The sequence below is a fragment of the Gammaproteobacteria bacterium genome, from assembly GCA_013696315.1.
GTDB lineage: Bacteria > Pseudomonadota > Gammaproteobacteria > JACCYU01 > JACCYU01 > JACCYU01.
In genome coordinates, this window is record JACCYU010000188.1 from 1 (window position 1) to 19,698 (window position 19,698).

Below are 19,698 nucleotides of genomic sequence, written 5' to 3' on the forward strand. Positions count from 1 at the left end.
GCAATCTGCCGGTAACGCCAACCCCATGACAAACGCAGACTCAACTCCTCCCGCTCCGACCGCGTCAATCTCGTATACCTTGCCATGCAACACCTCCGGTCTCACCATCATAGGCGTTGCACTAGAACCTTGAGACCACCCAATCTTAAGTTGTACCGCAACGGCTGACAAGGTTTCTGTTCCGTGCAACGCTTAATGTAAAGCGCTGGTCAGCCGGATCGGCGACAAAAACGATATAGCGCGATCTCTCCCAGCAGGTTGGGCAGCAGACGAATCCCGATACTCGTGCGGTGTTCGTAGTCCACCGCGGTCCGCTCCAGGATCGCAATCTTCTGCCGCCGACACAAATCCTCGAAATCCCGTAAGGAGCATAAATGAATATTGGGTGTGTCGTACCAGTCGCTAGGCAGCGCGCGAGTGATCGGCATGCGTCCGCCAAGAGCGAGATGCAGGCGGCTCTGCCAGTGGCCGATATTGGGAAACGTGACGATGCCTTCGCGGCCGACTCTCAGCATTTCGTCCAGCAGGCTGGCGGGGTAATGCACCGCCTGTAAGGTCTGCGTCATGACCACGTAATCGAACGAGTCTTCGTCGAAGAAGTCGGCGAGGCCGGCGTCCAGATCCGTCTTGATGACTTGCACGCCGCGCTCGACGCAGCGTGTGATGTTGTCGTCGTCGATCTCGAGGCCGTAACCGGTCACCTGACGCGTTTTGCCCAAATGTTCGAGTAATGTCCCATCACCACAGCCGAGATCCAGCACGCGCGTGCCGGGCAGGATCCATTCGGTGATGATCTCCAGGTCCGGACGCATCAGCGCGGCGCTTCCAGTTCCTTCGCTACACGCCGCATATAGGTGCCCAGCACCCTGAGATACTGCGGAATCGGCATCAGAAAAGCGTCATGACCCTGATTGGCCTCGATGACGGTGTAGGTCACCTGCCGGTCGGCATCCAGCAGTGCGCGCGCGATCTCGCGCGAGCGCGCCGGCGCGAAACGCCAGTCACCGGTGAACGAAATCACCAGAAAGCGCGCCCTGGCGCGGGCGAAAGCCTCGGCGAGACTGTTATTGTAGTCGGCGGCCGGATCGAAATAATCCAGTACCTTGGTCATCAGCAGGTAACTGTTGGCGTCAAAGCGGTCGACGAACGACTGGCCCTGATGACGCAGATAACTCTCGACCTGAAAATCAACGTCGTAACCGAAATTCAGTTTGCCTTCGTGCAGCTCACGGCCGAATTTGGCGCGCATGGCGTCGTCGGAGAGATACGTGATATGCCCGATCATTCGCGCCAGCATCAGGCCGCGCGCGGGCACCGTGTCATGATCGTAGTAATCCCCGCCGTGAAAATCGGGATCGGTATAAATCGCCCGGCGCGCGACTTCGTTGAACGCGATATTTTGCGCGGAGAGCCGCGCCGCCGCGGCGATCACCACCGCGTGGCGAATGCGCTCCGGGTAATCGATCGCCCACTGCATGGCCTGCATGCCGCCCAGCGAGCCGCCGACCACCGCCGCCCATCGCTGTATTCCAAGCGCGTCCGCGAAGCGCGCCTGCTCGCGCACCCAGTCCTTAACCGTTACCACCGGGAAATCGGCGCCATAGTATTTGCCGGTCGCCGGATTGACGCTGCTGGGGCCGGTGGATCCCCGGCAGCCGCCCAGATTGTTGGGACACACGACGAAGAATTTATCGGTGTCGAACGGTTTGCCCGGACCGATGCAGCTGTCCCACCAGCCCGGTTTGCGATCCGATCCGGTGTGGAAGCCGGCCGCGTGCTGATCTCCCGACAGGGCGTGACACACCAGTACCGCGTTGGAACGATCCGCGTTGAGGGTGCCATAAGCCTCGTAGGCGAGATCGAACTGATTCAGTTCCCGCCCACAGTCCAGCGCCAGCGATTCACTGAAATGCAGGGATTGAGGTGTGACCAGGCCCACCGAATCAGCGGGATGACTGACAGACATGCATGCAGCGCGGGGTTGTGTCGAGGCGGCCGGGTAGTGTATCGCTATTGAACGCGTCGAGTAAGCTGCATAACGGAATGAACCTCGTGGAATGAATTCGCGTCCGGCAAACTTGACCGGCCGCAACTGCGCGCCGGTCAGTACAGCGAGCGCAGGACGATAAGCAACACATAAAGGCCTATGATGATCACCATTGGTGACAGGTCGACCATGCCGATCGCCGGCAGCACGCGCTGTACCGGCCGCAACAGCGGCCGCGTAAGGTCGCGCAGAATCGATACCGCCGGGTTCTCGTAAGCCTGCGAGGGCGCGACCCAGCTGATGATAGCTTGCACGATCAGTGCGAAAATGAAGATCTGGATCAACAGTTCGGCGAGCTGCAGCACCGCGATTACAAACAAACCCGGCAAGCTCGGTGTACCGCCGGCAATCATCGCCAGCAGGGTCAGTTCCAGCATCTTCAGCACCAGCATCAACAACACCGATGCCGTATCCACGCGGCCGATACTGGGGATGACGCGTCGCACCGGGATCAGCCCCGGGTTGGTGACGGTCACCAGAAACTGCGAGAGCGGGTTGTAAAAGTCCGCCCTGACCAGCGCCAGCAGCATGCGCAGCATCAACGCGGCGATATAAAGCGTAAACAGCGTATGTACGAGAAATGCCGAGACGTTGCTCGCCACGTCATTCATGCCTGATCCTCCGCGAATTCTTGCGCCAGTTCCTGCGCCCGCCGGAACGCCGCGGTGACGGCGCCCTCGAAATGTCGATGCAATTCTCCGCGCTCAAGCGCCTCGATGCCCTTTTCGGTAGTGCCGCCCCTGGAGGTGACGCGGGCGCGCAAGGCGGCCGGCGCCTCATTACCCGCAAGCGCCATGCTGGCGGCGCCCAGTGCGGTTTGCTGTGTCAGCCGTCGCGCGATTTCTGGCGCAAGACCCAGTTGCACGCCCGCTTGCTCCATAGCTTCCATCACCAGCAGAAAATACGCGGGTCCGCTACCGGATAACGCTGTGACGACGTCGATCAGCGTCTCGTTCTCCACCCACATGGCGATCCCTACGGACCGCAGGATCCGCTCCGCCAGCGCGCGCTGTGGCGCGTCCGTGCGCGGATTGGCGTAGAGGCCCGTTGCCGCGCACTGCACCAGCGCCGGGGTATTCGGCATGCAGCGCACGACAGCCAGCCCGCCGCCCAGCCAGCGTTCCAGTGCGACCGCGCGAATCCCGGCGGCGATCGACACGACCAGCGGCTTGCGCGACTGCACGCCGTCAGCCAGGGATTCGGCAACGGCTCGCAGCATTTGCGGCTTCACCGCGAACAGCAGGACGTCGGCTTGAGCCGCGGCCTGTGCGTTGAGGTCCGTAATGTTGGGCAGGCTGTAGTCGCGAGCCAGCAGTCGCCGCTGATGCGGGTCTGGATCGGAGACCCACAGGCGCTCGGGCGGCCAGCCATCTATGATAAGACCACTGATCAGCGCACGGGCCATATTGCCGCCGCCGATAAACGCAATCGTGGGGTCAGTCATGCTGGTAGCGGTCATGGCCGGCAATGATACACGTCCCGGCGCGCCGGTTTTAGCCGCGAGCAGACGATCTGGGGCCGAAGATCGCGGTGCCGACTCTTACCATCGTGGCGCCTTCCGCGATGGCGGCTTCAAGATCAGCGCTCATGCCCATCGACAGATCCGCGATGTCATGGTCACGGCGGGTTAGACCTTCCAGGGCCGCGCGCAGCGCCGCAAAGCGGTTGCGTTGACGGTGGAAATCTCCCGTCGCCGCCGGGATTGCCATGAGACCGCGCAGCTTAATGTTTTGCAGCCTCGCGACGTGTTCCGCCAGCGCCGGCAGATGGTCCACGAGCACGCCTGCCTTGCCGGGTTCGCGATCGATGTTGACTTGCAGACAGATGTTCAACGGCCCCAATTCGGCGGGACGCTGGACACTGAGCCTCGTCGCGACCTTGGCGCGATCCACGCTATGCACCCACTCGAACAATCTCGCGACCCGGGCAGTCTTGTTGGTTTGCAGGGGGCCGATGTAATGCCAGCTCAGTTCCGTTTGCCGACTGCCGTGCTGTTCGATTTTCGGCGCCGCTTCCTGCAGATAATTCTCACCGAAGGCACGTTGTCCGCATTCAACGGCGGCTTTGATGCGTTCACTGGTCTGGCCCTTGCTGGCCGCGATCAACACCACACTGCCAGGCTCGCGGCCGTACCGCCGTTCCGCGCGCGCGACTCGTTCCCGCACGCGCGCGAGGCGTTCGCACAGCCCGGTCGATGAGGTCAGCTTGGGCGGCATTCAAAATGCAAACTCAGAGGTGTTGTGGCGCAATCGATCGTTGAGCGCGCGCGTTCATGGCGACCTTTAGTCGTTCCAAACGCCCGCTCCGTCGATTTCCCGTGAGTCCATCGTCGGCGTGTTGTTACCATTTATCGTTCATTCAATGTTCGGGGCTCTGCAATATCGGTGTCCATAACGCCAGCACGCATGCGCTCAGATCACTGATACACGCCATAGTAGACTCGATGGATATCGCGCAACTGCTTGCTTTCAGAGTTAAAAACGGCGCGTCGGATCTACATCTGTCTGCCGGCCTGCCGCCCATGATACGTGTGGACGGCGATGTACGCCGGATCAATGTGCCCGCCATGCAGCACAAAGACGTGCACGAAATGATTTACGACATCATGAATGACAAGCAGCGCAAGGCCTACGAGGAGTTCATGGAGACCGACTTCTCGTTCGAAATACCGGCCCTGGCCCGCTTCCGTGTCAACGCCTTCAATCAGAATCGTGGCGCGGGCGCGGTATTCCGTACCATCCCGACCAAAATTCTAACCCTGGAACAGCTGGGGTGTCCCGGTATTTTCGCGGATATCTCCGCGTATCCGCGCGGTCTCGTGCTGGTGACAGGGCCGACCGGTCCGGGCAAATCCACCACCCTGGCCGCCATGGTCAACCACAAGAACGAGATCGAGTACGGCCACATTCTGACCATTGAGGACCCCATCGAATTCGTGCATGACAGCAAGAAATGCCTGATTAATCAGCGCGAAGTGCATCGCGATACGCAGGGCTTCAACCAGGCGCTGAGATCCGCATTGCGCGAGGATCCGGACACTATTCTGGTCGGCGAAATGCGCGATCTGGAGACGATACGCCTCGCGCTGACCGCCGCGGAGACCGGCCATCTCGTATTCGGCACCTTGCACACCAGCTCGGCCGCCAAGACCATTGATCGTATCGTCGACGTGTTCCCGGCGGCGGAAAAGTCCATGGTGCGATCGATGCTGTCCGAATCGCTGCGCGCAGTGATCTCTCAGACCTTGTGCAAGAAGACCGGCGGTGGCCGCGTGGCCGCGCATGAAATCATGATTGGCACGCCGGCGATCCGTAATCTCATCCGCGAAGACAAAATCCCGCAGATGTACTCCGCGATACAGACCAGTCACGGTGTGGGCATGAAAACGCTGGATCAGGATCTGAAAGATCTCACCGCGCGCGGCCTTGTGACCAAGGAAGAGGCGCGCCGGAAAGCCGCCAACAAAGACAGTTTTTAGCGTGGCGAGCAAGAGATCCGCGGCCAAGAGTGTCAGCTAATGGATCGCGACAAGGCCATACGTTTCATGCACGATCTGTTGCGCACCATGCACAGCAAGAACGGTTCCGATATGTTTATCACCGTCGGCGCGCCGCCGTCGATGAAAGTCGATGGCAACATGACGCGAATGACCAATCAGCCCCTGGCGCCCGGGCACACACACATGCTGGTACGCTCGATGATGAACGATCGGCAGGTCGGCGAATTCGATCAATCACAGGAATGCAATTTCGCCATCAGCCTCTCGGGGGTCTCGCGTTTTCGCGTTAATGCCTTTAACCAGCGCGGCAGCGCCGGCATGGTATAGCGTATCATCAAGACCGAGATCCACGCACTGGAGAAGCTTAGTCTCCCGCCGGTGCTCAAAGAAGTGTCCATGACCAAACGCGGCCTGGTGATGTTCGTGGGCGGCACGGGGTCGGGCAAGTCCACTTCGCTGGCCGCCATGATCGGCTACCGCAACGAGAACAGCCAGGGCCATATCGTCACCATCGAGGATCCCATCGAGTTCATGCATGCGCACAAGGGTTGCGTGGTCACGCAGCGCGAAGTAGGCGTGGACACGGAAAGCTACGAGATCGCGCTCAAGAACACCTTGCGCCAGGCGCCCGACGTTATACTCATCGGCGAAATTCGCGACCGCGAAACCATGCAGCACGCCATCGCGTTCGCCGAGACCGGGCATTTGTGCCTTTCCACCCTGCATGCGAACAGTACCAACCAGGCGCTGGATCGCATCATCAATTTCTTTCCCGACGAGCGCCGCGCGCAGCTATTAATGGACTTGTCGCTTAACCTTAAGGCGGTGATCTCGCAGCGGTTGTTACCAAAGACCGGCGGCCCAGGTCGCGTGCCCGGTATCGAGATCATGCTCAATACGCCGCTGATGGCCGATCTCATCTTCAAGGGCGAAGTTCATGAGATGAAGACGCTGATCGCGCGCTCCAATGAAGTCGGCATGCAGACGTTCGATCAGCATCTGTTCCAGCTTCTGCAAGAGGGGCTGATTACTTACGAAGACGCTTTGCGCAACGCGGATTCGGTGAACGATTTGCGCTTGCGCATCAAGCTTCAGGGCAAAGACGCGAAAAAGGCATCGTTGCCCGACAGCCTGGATGATTTGCTGCTGGAAGAAAAGCCCGAAGAATCCGGGGTCGTCGGCTCGGGTACGCAGGCATGAACATCACACATGTCCAAAACTTGCGGCGAAGGCGCCGATTAGACGGCAGCGTATGGATCGGGAAATACGGCTTGCGCATCGAACACCGGGCCGTCCACGCACACGCGCTTCATGGCTGACCCATGGTGGGTTTGCACCTCCACCGTACAGCCCGCGCATCCACCCACCGCGCAGGCCATATACTCTTCGAGTGACACTCGCGCCGGCAGGCGATATTCACGCGCAAGCATTGCCACCGCCTTAAGCATGCCCGGCGGTCCACAGGCGAAAAGTTCCACTCTTGCGCGCTCCTCGGCGCTCAGCGCTTCGATCCAGATTGTCGCGAGCTCGGTAATCAAGCCGTCGAAACAACCCGCAAAGCCTTGCTGACTCGTGAGACGCGACGGGATGCCCCAGTCGTCCAGCAACGGCATCGCGGCGATAACGCCGTCCGGCATGCCGGATGCCATCAACCGCGATGGTCGTGGCTTGAACGGAAACGGCAACTCTGAGCCGAGCATCGCCAGCGGCACGAAATCGCTGTCGCGCCGTAAATGCTCGGCGAGGAAGATCATCGGCGGCATGCCTACGCCGCCGCCCAGCAGCAGCGCCCGCGGCCGCTCCCGACGTGGCTTGAATGGCTCGCCGATGGGTCCCATCACACTCAGTATCTCGCCCGCGGCGCGGCGCGCCAGAAGCCGTGTGCCTTGACCCAGGATCTTGTAGAAAATATCGATCCAGCCCTGCGCCGCGGACGCGCGCATGATCGAAAACGGGCGGCGCATGAGCAATCCCGGATCGCACTGCAAATGCACGAACTGACCCGGCTGTGCACGCGCGGCGCACTTCGGCGCGTGCAGACGCAGGATATATTGCCCGCCGGGATGCGCCCGGTGCTCAAGAATTCGGGCATCTTCGATCATGATGCTGCCGCGGTGCGCTTTCGGCGCTGAAGTGGTGTTGCTACTCATCGCGTAACTGAGAACTCACCTCATGCTTGTACTCGTATACGACCTCGCCGCCCAGCAACGTGTGGCTAACGCGGCCGGTGAAGGGTTGCCCGCCGAAAGGTGTATTCCTGCCGCGGCTGTTAAGGTGTTCCGGCGACAATGTCCACTGCGCGTCGGGATCGAAAATACAGATATCGGCAGCGCTGCCGACATGTAAGCTGCCCGCGGCTATGCCCATGACGGCCGCCGGCGCGACGGTTAAATACGCCACTGCCTGGGTCAACGACAAAACATTCGATGCCACCAGCCGCATGGTCAGAGGCAGTAGCGTTTCCAGCCCCGCGATGCCGGGTTCGGTGGACGGAAACGGCGCCTGCTTGGCGTCGGTTTCGTGCGGTTGATGGTCGGAGCAGATCGCGGTGACCGAGCCGCGCGTTACAGCTTGACGCAGGCTCTGCATGTCGCCCGCGGTGCGCAACGGGGGCAGAGTATGGTAAAGGGCGTCGAAGTTCCCGATATCGTTTTCGGTAAGAAACAGTTGATGCGCGCATACATCCGCGGTAACCGGCAGGCCATCGTACCGCGCGCGGGCGAACATGCTGACGGCGCGCGTGCAGGACAGACGGCAAAAATGTGCGCGCACGCCGGTTTGCTCCACCAGAGCGAGAAGCTGTCCCATGGCCGCTGTTTCCGCGGCGGTGGGAATGCCGGGCAATCCGAGGCGGGTCGCAACCGCCCCTTCGTGCGCACAGCCCTGATTCGCCAGCGCGTGATCGAAGGGATGCAAAAACACGGTCAGCGACTGGCTGGCCGCGTATTCCATCGCGCGCCGTAATACCAGGGTATTGGCCATCGGCTGTAGCGCGTTGCTCACGCCGACGCAGCCAGCGCGCTTCAGAGCCGCCATTTCGCTCAAAATCTGTCCGCCAAGCCCGGCGGTCAGCGCGCCAAGGTTGTACACGCGGCAGTAGCCGGCTGCCTGCGCGCGTTGCTGAATCAGTTCCACTTCCGCGGGAGAATCGACCACCGGGCTGGTATCCGGCGGCAAGCAAAGGCTGGTAATACCGCCGGCGGCCGCGGCGTATGTTTCGGATGCGATGGTGGCCTTGTGCTCTTGGCCCGGCTCGCGCAGCCGCGCGGCAAGGTCTACCAGGCCCGGCATCACCAGTCGCCCTTGCGCGTTCAGTTCGCGGTCGGGTACGAAGCCGGGTGGGGCGGTGTCCAGTCCCGCGACCTTGCCGTTGACCACGAACAAATCCGTAATCCGATCGATACCACTGGCCGGATCGATAACGCGACCCTGGATAATCCGCAAGGTCATCGTCGAGCGCTGGCGCGCGCCCCTACCGCCATAGCCATCACCGCCATGCGTATGGCAATGCCATAAGTCACCTGCTGGAGAATTACCGAGCGCGCGCCGTCCGCGACTTCGGAGGCGATTTCCACGCCGCGATTGATGGGTCCCGGATGCATTACGATGACGTCCGGTTTCGCGACTTGCAGGCGCGCTTCGGTCAGACCGTATAGCTGAAAGTACTCATGCTCGCTCGGCAGCAGCGCGCCGCGCATACGCTCTTTTTGCAGCCGCAGCGTGATCACTACGTCGGCATCACGCAAGCCGTCGGACATGTCGTGAAACACGCGTACACCCAGGCCTTGAACATCGGCGGGGATCAGAGTCTTTGGCCCTACCACGCGCACCTCTCCGGTCCCCATGGTGTTGAGCGCATGGATCTGCGAGCGCGCCACTCTCGAATGCATGATGTCGCCCACGATGGCGACCTTGAGATCGCCAAACTCGGGCTTGTAACGCCGGATCGTGAATATGTCCAGCATGGCCTGAGTGGGATGCGCGTGGCGACCGTCGCCGGCGTTGATCACGCTGATATGCGGCGCCACGTGGCGCGCGATGAACTGCGCGGCGCCGCTGTCGGCGTGGCGCACCACGAACATGTCGGTATACATCGCCTCCAAGTTGCGCAAGGTGTCCAGCAGACTCTCGCCCTTGATCGTGGAGGTGTCGGTGATGTTGACGTTGAGCACGTCGGCGGAAAGGCGCTTCGCCGCCAGCTCGAACGTGGTGCGCGTGCGCGTGCTGGCTTCGAAAAACAGATTGACGATTGTTTTGCCGCGCAGCAGGGGCACTTTCTTGACCGTCTGATCCTTGACCCCCGCGAACGATTCGGCGGTGTCCAGTATCTCGGTCAGCAGTGCGCGCGATAGGCCCTCGATGGTTAGAAAGTGTCGCAGCCTGCCGTCGGAGGACAATTGCAGGCTGACCGGCAGCGCGCTCGACAAGGGCGTGGCCGCCAGTTCGCCGCTCACGGTGGCGCGTATCCCCCGCTGTTTGTGTCCACGATCCTTAAATTCAGCGGGTCGGGACCGCCAAGCTTGACGTGCTGGTGAGAGGCGAGCTTGAGCCTGTGTCCGACCACACTGGCCTCGATCGGCAACTCACGCCCGTCGCGCTCAATGAGTACGGCCAGAGTGACGGACGCGGGTCGTCCGTAATCGAATATCTCGTTCAGCGCTGCGCGAATGGTGCGCCCGGTAAACAGCACGTCGTCGACCAGAATGATATGCCGGTCGTCCACGCTCAACGGCAGGCTAGACGGTTTGACTCGAGGATTGACGCCGATGCGGCTGAAATCATCGCGGTAAAACGAGATATCCAGGAGGCCCAGCGGTTCCTCAAAATTCAATAGATCATGCAGGCGCTGCGCGATCCATGCACCACCCGTATGAATTCCGATCATTATAGGCCGCTCTATGCCGCGGTCGCGGGTGAGGCGCTTCAAGTCTTCGCTCATCGCGGCCAGCAGCCCGTTGACTTGCAAATCCATGGAATGCCGCGTTACGGACGCTGGCGCGAACGCGCGTCCGTCATCCATGCCTCGAGCAGAATTGCGGCGGCCACCTTGTCGATCGCGCCCTTGTTCATGCGCTCAGGATGCACGCTTCCCGGGTTTGCGCGTCGGTGCGCTCTTGCGTTTTGACGATTCGTTTTGATGTGGTGATACGCCTCGATCGACGTGTAGGCTTCATCAATCGTATGCGTCGGTCTTTCGAAGCGCGCTGCGAGCGCGCGCCGGAAGTCACCGATAGCAGTCTTCAGTTCACGCGCCGCATCCGGTGGGCCACCGGGCAATCCGACCACGAAGGCATCGGGATTCCAGGCATTGACCTGCGCCTCGATACCGTCCCAGTCGATTTTGCCGGCGTGCTGCTCCAGGGTCTCTAGCGGCGTGGCGGTGCCGGTGATCATCTGTCCGACCGCGACACCGATGCGGCGCAAACCGTAATCAAAACCCAGAACGACAAGCGGGCGCGCGACGGCTTCGATCAGGCTCACGTCTTGTTGCGAGCAATGGATTCGCGCCCGCGCGTGACTGTCGCGTCAGGCATGCCCGGCGTGTCCGGCAATCAGACCAAGATCCACGCCCAGCTTGCGCGCGGCCGCCTGCCAGCGTTGTTCGGCGGGCAGTTCGAACAGTATGGTTGTATCGGCAGGCACCGTTAACCAGGCATTGTCGGCGATTTCGCGCTCCAGCTGACCGGCACCCCAGCCCGCATAGCCCAGCGCAACCAGACTCCGCTCAGGACCGTCCCCCGCCGCCAGGGCGGCAAGGATATCGAGCGAACTCGTAAGCCCCAGGTCGGTTTCGATCGTCAGGGTGGATTCCCACGCGCCCGGCGGTGTGTGCAGGATAAAGCCGCGATCGAGCTGCACGGGGCCGCCGGCGTAAACCAGCGCGTCCGCCACGTGCTCGTTGTCTGTGACAATGTCGAGATGTTCGAACAGTGCGCCAAGACGCACTTCGGTGGGCCGGTTGACGACGACTCCCAAGGCGCCGTGCTCGTTATGCTCGCAGATCAACGTAACGGTACGGGAAAAGTTCGCGTCCGCCAGGGAAGGCATGGCGATCAGGAGCTGATTCGTGAATCGCGCCAAGGTCATGGATCGCTAGTATCCGGCCTGCGGGAATTTCAGACAAGGGGTTGGCGGCCGGCGTGAATTCGCTTGCCCCTCTCGCCTAGCGCGTGTTGATCCCGCCTTGCGACGCAAATATCCATGTGCGGGTCAGCATCAATTGATCGTACTGCGCGCGCATTGCATAAGAAAACGGCAAGAAAGGGGACGCGAGTTCGACGATGCCCCGCGCCGCGTCGTCCAGCACCTGCTGACCGGATGGCGAACCCACGAACACATCGATGATGTCCCCTTCACTGCTCAGCAACACATGCAGAATCAGGCTGCCGCTGAGCGCGCGACGGCGCGCGTCGTCAGGATAATGCAGATTACCCACGCGCTCGACCTTGTCCACCCATGCCCTGACTTAGGCCGCTTCTGGTGCGGTCGTGGCACCCAAGGTGTCAATATAGTTTACGCGCGGACGCTGCGCGTAGCGTTGTACATCTTCTGACAACTGGAAGTTGAGGCGCTCAAGCTCGGCCTGCTTCCTAGCTTCCGCCTCGCCGTGCCTGCATGGCTCCCGCGGCCGTTGTTGTTGTTCTTGCGGGACGGCCGTTCGAGCCTGCATCTGAGTCACCAGCCGAGGCTCTGGAGACGCCGGGGGCGACGCCGCGATCGCCTGATCTTCGGACGGCGTGACGGCAGAACCAGGTGCCGGACTCGAAGGCCTCAGCGCCGCATGCACCGACCCGCTGGCCTGGCTGTTGGCCGCTGCGATACTGTCGGCCTGTGCGGGCGCCATTTGAGAGGATGTTCGCACGAGCACGACGTCCAGTGAAGAATGGGGCTTGCGGTCTTTATGATCGGCATCGAAACTGACGCCCAGAATCACGATCCCATGCACGGTAGCTGCCAGAACCAAGGTCATGCCGAGTCTGCCGGTGGAAGTTATCGTGGCGGCACGAAGCGGGGCTTCCGTTTCCAAACGAGTCATCAAACCGGGATGCGTGAGGTATCGATAAGCGCCAGCCGACATTTTGTCCGCATAGGAGATTACGGTGCCGCGAGTCCGGTTTACAGAGGCGCGCGATGTTCGGCGACGCGCGCCGCCACCGCATCCATGATCTGCGCGCTGATGTTGAGTCCATATAACGCGTCCAATTCGCGTACGCAGGTCGGGCTGGTGACGTTGATCTCGGTTAAGAATTCGCCGATCACGTCCAGTCCCACGAACAATAGCCCTTTTTCGCGCAATACCGGGCCGACCTGCGCGCAGATCCACCGGTCGCGATCCGATAAGGCAAAACCCCTGCCCACACCGCCCACAGCCAGATTCGCGCGCGCTTCGCCTTTTGCAGGAATGCGCGCCAGCGCGTAGGGAATCGGTTCTCCGTCTATCAGCAGAATGCGCTTGTCGCCCTCGACGTATTCCGGGATGAAGCGCTGCGCGATGGTCGCCCGCCGATCCCGCTGCGTCAGCGTTTCCAGAATCACGTTGGTGTTGGGGTCGCCTTTGGTAATCCGAAATACCGATTCGCCGCCCATGCCATCCAGCGGCTTGACGACGATGTCTTGTCGCTCCTCCAGAAACGCCTTTAGACACGCGCGCTCCCGGCTAACCACGGTTGGCGCGCAGCACTGCGGAAACCACGCGGTAAACAGTTTTTCGTTGGCGTCGCGCAGTGAATCCGGGCGGTTGACCACCAGCACGCCCTCGGTGGCGGCCCGCTCCAGCATGTACGTGGTGTAGATGTATTCGATATTGAACGGCGGATCCTTGCGCATCAGGATTACGTCCACGTGGGCCAGGCTGCTGTCCCCGGCCTCGGTCAGCGTGTACCACCCTGCCGGATCATCGCGAACGGTCAGTCGTCGCAGGCGGGCACGAGCAACGCCGTCCGCCAGGTAAATGTCCGTTTGCTCTAGGTACAAAATCGTCCAGCCTCTGGCCTGCGCCTCCAGCAGCATGGCGAATGTGGTGTCCTTTTTGATGTTGATTGACCCGATCGGGTCCATTAACACGGCGAGATTCAGGTTCATCACATCAGCGACAGTCGCCGGTAGCGCACGTTCTTTCGCGCGCGGTTAGAATGCCGCGGCAGCGGGCGTACGGTATTGGTTAAGGCAGTGTCCACGCGTCAAGTCTGGATAAATACTCTGGCCGCGGAGCGCGCAGGTCAGGGATTTTCCGCACAACGATTATAGCCGCGGAACTCAACCAAGGTCCCCCCATAAAACCTGCGCCGCCGCCAGCGCCGCGACCCCGGCGGTTTCGGTGCGCAAGGTGCGCGGTCCCATGCGCACGCGCACAAACCCCAGCCGCTGGGCGAATTCCAGTTCGTCGTCCGCCAGACCGCCTTCCGGGCCGATCAAGAGCATCGCGCGCCGTGGCGTCGGGGCGATCGCGCGAAAGCCATCGCGTGCGTCCGGGTCCAGCGCCAGTTTGACTTCCGCGTCTGTGGGTGCTGTGCATTCTATCAACGCCTGTGGTGCGTAAAGTTCCGGCACGCGCGTACGGCCGCTTTGTTCGCAGGCGCTGACGATAACCGCACGCCAGTGTGCCAGCTTGGCAATCCAGCCGCCGCGGCTGGGCGACGTATACCGCGTCACGACCGGTCGTACGCGCGCCACCCCCAGTTCGACGGCCTTCTGCAGCACGTAATCCATGCGCGCGCCTCTGGAGATTCCCTGCCACAGTTCGATCTCAAGCGCGGACTCGCGGTCGACGACTATCGGCGCATCGATAAACGCGCTGCTGTCGCCGCGCGTCACGCGATGTAAGGTAGCCGCGTAGTCGTTGCCCAGCCCGTTGAATACAATCACGCGCCCGCCCGCTTTTAGCCGCAGAACATGTGCAAGATGGTGATGAGCGCCCGGATTCAGGGCGATGAGTTCGCCCGCACGAAGCGGCGCGTCGATGAAAACCCGCGTTAAGCGCATACGTCTGCCGCCCGCCGACAGATACCGCGGTCGGGTCCCGGTCAGGAACCGGTCTTGCGCGCGCCGTCCGCGTCGTGGGCGCGCAGGCCGAGGTTTTCCCAGACGGCAATGGTCGGCTTGGCCAGATTCATCGTGTAGATGTGCAGGCCGGGCGCGCCGCGTTCCAGCAGTTCGGCGCAAAGCTCGGTGGTGACATCGACGCCGAATTTGCGGATAGACGCGCGATCATCGCCGAAGCCCTCCAGCCGCTTGCGTATCCAGCGTGGTATCTCTGCACCGCAGGCTTCGGAAAAACGCGCCAGCTGGCTGTAGTTGATGATCGGCATGATGCCCGGCACGATGGGAAGATCGATGCCCATGGCTTCGCAGTCATCGACAAAACGCAGATAGGCGTCGATGTTGTAGAAGTATTGCGTAATCGCGCCGTCGGCGCCCGCGTCCACCTTGCGCTTGAAATGTTCCAGGTTGGCGCGCGCCGAGGGCGCCTGCGGATGAAATTCAGGGTAGGCGGCGACTTCGATGATGAAATGATCGCCCGTTTCCTTGCGGATGAATTCCACCAGCTCATTGGCGTAGTTCAATTCGCCGACGCCGTGCATGCCGGATGGTATGTCGCCGCGCAAGGCGACGGTATGTCGGATGCCGTTCTGTTTGTAGGTCTGCAATACCTCGCGAAGCTGTTCGCGGGTGGAACCGATGCAGGAAATGTGTGGCGCCGCGTCGATGCCGGATTGGTTCTTGATTTCCAGCACCGCGTCCAGGGTGCGGTCGCGGGTCGAGCCGCCCGCCCCGAAGGTGACCGAAAAAAAGCGTGGTTTGAGGGTCGCGAGCTTGTCGCGGGTCACACGCAGCTTTGCTGCACTTTCCTCATCTTTAGGCGGAAAAAACTCGAAGCTGAATTCGCGCTGATATTCTTGCTGGGTTTTCATCGCTGTCTCCGCCTCAGGTCGCGAACGCCGAATTCCTGCTAAGGATGTACTTCCCGGTATTCGCAGGCCCGGCTATTGCGTGGCCAGGCCTGCGGTGTGCCGCTAGTACCGGTAATGATCCGACTTATACGGCCCGTGCTTGTCCACGCCGATGTACCTGGCCTGTTCATCGGTAAGCGCGGTGAGATTGGCGCCAATACGCCCGAGGTGCAGGCGCGCGACTTCCTCATCGAGGTGCTTGGGCAGGATATACACCTTGTTCTCGTAGTTACCCTCGTTGTTCCACAGCTCGATCTGCGCGAGTACCTGATTGGAGAACGAGTTCGACATCACGAAGCTCGGGTGACCCGTGGCGCAGCCCAGATTCACGAGCCGACCCTTGGCCAGCAGAATGATGCGTTTACCATCGGGGAATATCACGTGATCGACCTGTGGCTTGATGTTGTCCCACTGGCATTTCGCTTCCAGTCCGGCGACGTCGATCTCGTTGTCGAAGTGACCGATGTTGCAGACTATGGCCTGATTCTTCATGGCCTGCATGTGATCATGCGTGATGACGTGGAAATTGCCGGTGGCCGAGACGAACAGATCGGCCTTGGGCGCGGCCTCTTCCATGGTGACGACGCGAAAGCCTTCCATCGCGGCCTGCAAGGCGCAGATAGGATCGATTTCGGTGACCCATACGGTGGCGCCCAGCGCCCGCAGGCTTTGCGCGCAGCCCTTGCCGACGTCGCCATAACCGGCGACCAGCGCGATCTTGCCGGCGATCATGACGTCGGTAGCGCGCTTGATGCCGTCCACCAGCGATTCGCGGCAGCCATACAGGTTATCGAATTTGGACTTGGTGACCGAGTCGTTGACGTTGATCGCGGGAAACGGCATGCTGCCGGCTTTCTCCATCTCGTACAGGCGCAACACACCGGTTGTAGTCTCTTCGGTCACACCGCGGATGGCCCTGCCCAGCTTGCTGTACCAGCCGGGCTTGCTGTCCAGCCGCTTTTTAATGGCGGCATACAGCGCGCGTTCTTCTTCGCTTTTGGGTGAGTTCAGCACGGACGGGTCCTTTTCCGCCTTGCCGCCCAGGGTCACCAGCATGGTCGCGTCGCCGCCGTCGTCCAGAATCATGTTGGGCGCGCCCCCATCGCTCCATTCGAAAATACGATGCGTAAACTCCCAGTACTCGTCCAGGCTTTCGCCCTTGAACGCGAACACCGGCACGCCGGAGTCAGCGATGGCCGCCGCGGCATGATCCTGCGTCGAATAAATGTTGCACGACGCCCAGCGGATGTCGGCGCCCATGGAGCGCAAGGTCTCGATCAACACCGCCGTCTGAATGGTCATGTGCAGGGAACCCGCGATGCGGGCGCCGGCAAGCGGCTGCTGCGCCTTATACTTTTTGCGCAACGCCATCAGACCCGGCATCTCGGTCTCGGCGATATTCATCTCCTTGCGGCCCCATGCAGCCAGCGAAATATCGGCAATCTCGAAATCGTTGCGTAGTTCTTCTGCGGTTTGACTCATTAGGTTTATGCTCCTGCCATTTCTGCGGTTCGTTTGAGGCCGGCGGCTTCGCTTAACGCCGCGGCCCGGTCGGTTTTTTCCCAGGTGAAAGATTCTTCTTCGCGCCCGAAGTGGCCATAGGCCGCGGTGGGCTGGTAGATGGGATGCAACAGGTTCAGCATCTGGATGATGCCGTAGGGACGCAGGTCAAAGTGCGCGCGCACCAGTTGCTCAATCCTGCGGTCGTCGATGCGCCCGGTACCGAACGTGTCTACGCTGACCGAGGTCGGTTCGGCTACGCCGATCGCATACGAAATCTGGATTTCGCAGCGGGACGCAAGTCCGGCGGCGACGATATTCTTGGCCACATAGCGCCCCGCGTAGGCCGCCGAGCGGTCGACCTTGGACGGGTCCTTGCCGGAAAACGCGACGCCGCCATGTCGCGCCATGCCGCCGTAGGTGTCGACGATGATTTTGCGCCCGGTGAGTCCGCAATCGCCCATGGGTCCGCCGATCTCGAATTTGCCTGTAGGATTGATGTGGTATTTGGTATCCCGGGAAAGCCATTCCTGCGGCACCACCGGCTTGATGATTTCTTCCATCACCGCTTCTTTGAGATCTTTCTGTGAAATTTCCGGGCTGTGCTGGGTCGAGAGCACCAGAGCGTCCACGCCGACCGGCTCGTGGTTCTCGTAGCGGAAGGTGATCTGACTCTTGGCGTCTGGCCGCAGCCACTTGAGCTTGCCGTTCTTGCGCACCTCGGACTGACGCTTGACCAGTCGGTGCGCATAGGTAATCGGCGCCGGCATCAGGACATCGGTCTCGCTGCTGGCGTAGCCGAACATCAGCCCCTGATCGCCCGCGCCCTGATCCTCTTTCTTCTGACGATCCACGCCTTGCGCGATGTCCGGCGACTGTTTGCCCAGGGCGTTGATAACCGCGCAGGTCGTGGCGTCGAAACCCATGTCGGAACTGGTGTAGCCTATCGCCTTGACCGTCTCCCGCACCAGCGCCTCGAACTCAACGATGGCAGTCGTGGTCAGTTCGCCCGCCAGCATGACCATCCCGGTCTTGACGAGGGTTTCACAGGCAATGCGTGCGTTCGGGTCCTGCGCGACAATGGCGTCGACGATGGCATCGGAAATCTGATCGGACATTTTGTCTGGATGACCCTCGGAGACCGACTCCGAGGTGAATAGATAGGCTTTGCTCATGGTGAGTTCCAGTGTCTTATTAAGTGACGGTCGATGCTGCCCGCGATTGACTCTAGCGGGCACGCACGTCAGCATCGAATTCGAGTGTGCGCTCTTGCCGAGGAATGATCGGAGCTGGAGCAACAACGACGCAGCCGGTGGAGGCGTGTCTACAAATCGCCGCGTGAACAGCGGTGTTTTCGGCGCCGGTGGTGCGGGAAACGCCGGAAAAGTTTGGAAGTATAAACAATGACGCCGTGAATTGCATCCCGCGCGCGAAGCTCGCAGACAAGGCCACCGCCCCGGTTGACAAGCGCATGCAAGCGTTGCGGGCGTATTCACCCACCGCCGTGCATGCGGCGCGATGCGCCTTAATCCACCCTACAAGAGCTAAGGCGATCCTGTAACGGGTCGGCTTTTAGAAGGAGGTACCAATGGCGAAACTGGAAACCCCGGTGTGCGATTTTGGCAGGCCCGCGATCGATTTCGATCTGCTGGGTGTCGATGGCGAGCGCTGGTCGCTCGCGCGCAGTCGCGGCTCCCGCGGGCTGCTGGTGATGTTCATCTGCAATCATTGTCCCTACGTCAAGGCCGTGCGGGAGAGGTTGGTGCGCGACGCGCGCGAGCTTTCACCACTCGGGGTCAACGCGGTGGCGATCATGTCCAACGATCCCGCGGATTACCCGGAAGACTCATACGAGAACATGCGGCGAATCGCGCGCGATTTCAGTTTCCCGTTCCCCTATCTGCTGGACGACAGCCAGGCCGTCGCGAAAGCCTATGGCGCTGTATGTACGCCGGACTTTTTCGGTTACAACGCCGCGCTGGCACTGCAATACCGCGGCCGGCTGGATGCGAGCGGCAAACAGGCCGCGCCGGATAATGTACGCCGCGAATTGTTCGAGGCGATGCGGCAGGTCGCGGAAACAGGCCGCGGGCCGGAAGCGCAGACCCCCAGCGTGGGTTGCTCGATCAAGTGGCGCGCCGGGAGTTAAGCGCCCGCCTCGCGCTACGCGCGCCTTGCCGGGAATGATGGCCTGAGCCACAATGCCGGATTTTAACCTGCCGCAAAACGCGATGCCATCCAGACGCACCCTCGCCAACGCCATACGCGCGCTCGCGATGGACGCCGTGCAACGAGCCGGTTCGGGGCATCCCGGTATGCCGATGGGCATGGCCGATATTGCCGAGGTGTTGTGGAACGATTTTCTGCGGCATAACCCGGCGGATCCCACCTGGGTCGACCGTGACCGGTTCGTGGTCTCCAACGGGCACGGGTCGATGCTGCTGTACGCATTGCTGCACCTGGCCGGTTACGACCTGCCAATCGAAGAACTCAAGCGATTCCGCCAGTTGCACTCGCGCACGCCGGGTCACCCCGAATACGGGATCACACCTGGCGTGGAGACTACCACCGGCCCGCTGGGGCAAGGCTTAAGCAACGCGGTGGGCATGGCGCTGGCCGAGAGCATGCTGGCGGCGCGTTTCAATCGTCCCGGTCATACCATCGTCGATCATCATACGTACGTGTTCATGGGCGACGGTTGT

General features: G+C 61.2%; 19 protein-coding genes and 2 pseudogenes. 4 read left to right on the forward strand and 17 right to left on the reverse strand.

The window, feature by feature from the left end; all coding sequences use genetic code 11:
- Positions 1 to 209: 209 nt before the first annotated feature.
- The 5 genes from metW to H0V34_10930 all read right to left on the reverse strand — a co-directional run bounded on the left by metW (position 210) and on the right by H0V34_10930 (position 4,263).
- Entirely contained in the window at positions 210 to 812 is a 603-nt protein-coding gene (gene metW, locus H0V34_10910; GenBank protein MBA2492174.1) for a methionine biosynthesis protein MetW, read from the reverse strand.
- The gene (locus tag H0V34_10915; GenBank protein MBA2492175.1) at positions 812 to 1,966 is read right to left on the reverse strand and encodes a homoserine O-acetyltransferase; all 1,155 of its coding nucleotides are present in this window, start codon (positions 1,964 to 1,966) and stop codon (positions 812 to 814) included. Before H0V34_10915 ends, metW begins: the two co-directional genes overlap by 1 nt.
- Before the next feature lie 137 nt (positions 1,967 to 2,103).
- Entirely contained in the window at positions 2,104 to 2,658 is a 555-nt protein-coding gene (locus H0V34_10920; protein MBA2492176.1) for a YggT family protein, read from the reverse strand.
- Positions 2,655 to 3,491 carry a pyrroline-5-carboxylate reductase gene (locus H0V34_10925; protein MBA2492177.1) on the reverse strand — a complete coding sequence of 279 codons (837 nt, stop codon included), beginning with the start codon at positions 3,489 to 3,491 and terminating at the stop codon, positions 2,655 to 2,657. The genes H0V34_10920 and H0V34_10925 overlap by 4 nt, the downstream gene beginning before the upstream one ends.
- Positions 3,492 to 3,540: 49 nt before the next feature.
- Positions 3,541 to 4,263: a YggS family pyridoxal phosphate-dependent enzyme gene (locus tag H0V34_10930; GenBank protein ID MBA2492178.1), complete on the reverse strand. Its 723-nt coding sequence runs from the start codon at positions 4,261 to 4,263 to the stop codon at positions 3,541 to 3,543.
- Between the two features lie 227 nt (positions 4,264 to 4,490).
- On the opposite strand from H0V34_10930, the gene H0V34_10935 reads away from it, so the two are divergent.
- Positions 4,491 to 5,525: a type IV pilus twitching motility protein PilT gene (locus tag H0V34_10935; protein ID MBA2492179.1), complete on the forward strand. Its 1,035-nt coding sequence runs from the start codon at positions 4,491 to 4,493 to the stop codon at positions 5,523 to 5,525.
- Positions 5,526 to 5,564: 39 nt separating this feature from the next.
- A pseudogene (locus H0V34_10940) lies at positions 5,565 to 6,746 on the forward strand (PilT/PilU family type 4a pilus ATPase).
- A gap of 38 nt (positions 6,747 to 6,784) precedes the next feature.
- On the opposite strand, the gene H0V34_10945 reads toward H0V34_10940, so the two are convergent.
- The 12 genes and pseudogenes from H0V34_10945 to H0V34_11000 form a co-directional block, all read right to left on the reverse strand.
- Positions 6,785 to 7,696 carry a dihydroorotate dehydrogenase electron transfer subunit gene (locus H0V34_10945; GenBank protein MBA2492180.1) on the reverse strand — a complete coding sequence of 304 codons (912 nt, stop codon included), beginning with the start codon at positions 7,694 to 7,696 and terminating at the stop codon, positions 6,785 to 6,787.
- A complete protein-coding gene (locus tag H0V34_10950) occupies positions 7,689 to 8,996 on the reverse strand; it encodes a dihydroorotase (GenBank protein MBA2492181.1) in 1,308 nt (435 codons plus the stop codon). The genes H0V34_10945 and H0V34_10950 overlap by 8 nt, the downstream gene beginning before the upstream one ends.
- Positions 8,993 to 9,961: an aspartate carbamoyltransferase catalytic subunit gene (locus tag H0V34_10955; GenBank protein ID MBA2492182.1), complete on the reverse strand. Its 969-nt coding sequence runs from the start codon at positions 9,959 to 9,961 to the stop codon at positions 8,993 to 8,995. The genes H0V34_10950 and H0V34_10955 overlap by 4 nt, the downstream gene beginning before the upstream one ends.
- Positions 9,962 to 9,996: 35 nt before the next feature.
- Positions 9,997 to 10,518, reverse strand: coding sequence for a bifunctional pyr operon transcriptional regulator/uracil phosphoribosyltransferase PyrR (gene pyrR, locus H0V34_10960; protein ID MBA2492183.1), 522 nt, complete (start codon positions 10,516 to 10,518; stop codon positions 9,997 to 9,999).
- Between the two features lie 11 nt (positions 10,519 to 10,529).
- Entirely contained in the window at positions 10,530 to 11,027 is a 498-nt protein-coding gene (gene ruvX / locus H0V34_10965; GenBank protein MBA2492184.1) for a Holliday junction resolvase RuvX, read from the reverse strand.
- Positions 11,028 to 11,072: 45 nt separating this feature from the next.
- Positions 11,073 to 11,633, reverse strand: a complete 561-nt coding sequence (locus H0V34_10970; GenBank protein ID MBA2492185.1) for a YqgE/AlgH family protein — start codon at positions 11,631 to 11,633, stop codon at positions 11,073 to 11,075.
- Between the two features lie 76 nt (positions 11,634 to 11,709).
- Positions 11,710 to 12,582 (reverse strand): annotated as a pseudogene (locus H0V34_10975) (TonB family protein).
- 80 nt (positions 12,583 to 12,662) lie between these two features.
- Positions 12,663 to 13,628 (reverse strand): glutathione synthase, encoded by a 966-nt coding sequence (gene gshB / locus H0V34_10980; protein ID MBA2492186.1) that lies wholly within the window; start codon positions 13,626 to 13,628, stop codon positions 12,663 to 12,665.
- 174 nt (positions 13,629 to 13,802) lie between these two features.
- A complete protein-coding gene (locus H0V34_10985; protein MBA2492187.1) occupies positions 13,803 to 14,528 on the reverse strand; it encodes a 16S rRNA (uracil(1498)-N(3))-methyltransferase in 726 nt (241 codons plus the stop codon).
- A 41-nt stretch (positions 14,529 to 14,569) separates the two neighbouring features.
- Positions 14,570 to 15,457: a methylenetetrahydrofolate reductase [NAD(P)H] gene (metF, locus tag H0V34_10990; GenBank protein MBA2492188.1), complete on the reverse strand. Its 888-nt coding sequence runs from the start codon at positions 15,455 to 15,457 to the stop codon at positions 14,570 to 14,572.
- A 102-nt stretch (positions 15,458 to 15,559) separates the two neighbouring features.
- Positions 15,560 to 16,978 carry an adenosylhomocysteinase gene (locus H0V34_10995; GenBank protein MBA2492189.1) on the reverse strand — a complete coding sequence of 473 codons (1,419 nt, stop codon included), beginning with the start codon at positions 16,976 to 16,978 and terminating at the stop codon, positions 15,560 to 15,562.
- Between the two features lie 5 nt (positions 16,979 to 16,983).
- Complete coding sequence (locus H0V34_11000; protein ID MBA2492190.1) at positions 16,984 to 18,171, reverse strand: methionine adenosyltransferase; 1,188 nt, start codon at positions 18,169 to 18,171, stop codon at positions 16,984 to 16,986.
- Between the two features lie 413 nt (positions 18,172 to 18,584).
- On the opposite strand from H0V34_11000, the gene H0V34_11005 reads away from it, so the two are divergent.
- Together H0V34_11005 and H0V34_11010 are read left to right on the forward strand one after the other, a co-directional pair.
- The gene (locus H0V34_11005; protein ID MBA2492191.1) at positions 18,585 to 19,145 is read left to right on the forward strand and encodes a thioredoxin family protein; all 561 of its coding nucleotides are present in this window, start codon (positions 18,585 to 18,587) and stop codon (positions 19,143 to 19,145) included.
- An 82-nt stretch (positions 19,146 to 19,227) separates the two neighbouring features.
- On the forward strand, positions 19,228 to 19,698 hold a 471-nt coding region (locus H0V34_11010; protein ID MBA2492192.1), incomplete at its 3' end, for a transketolase.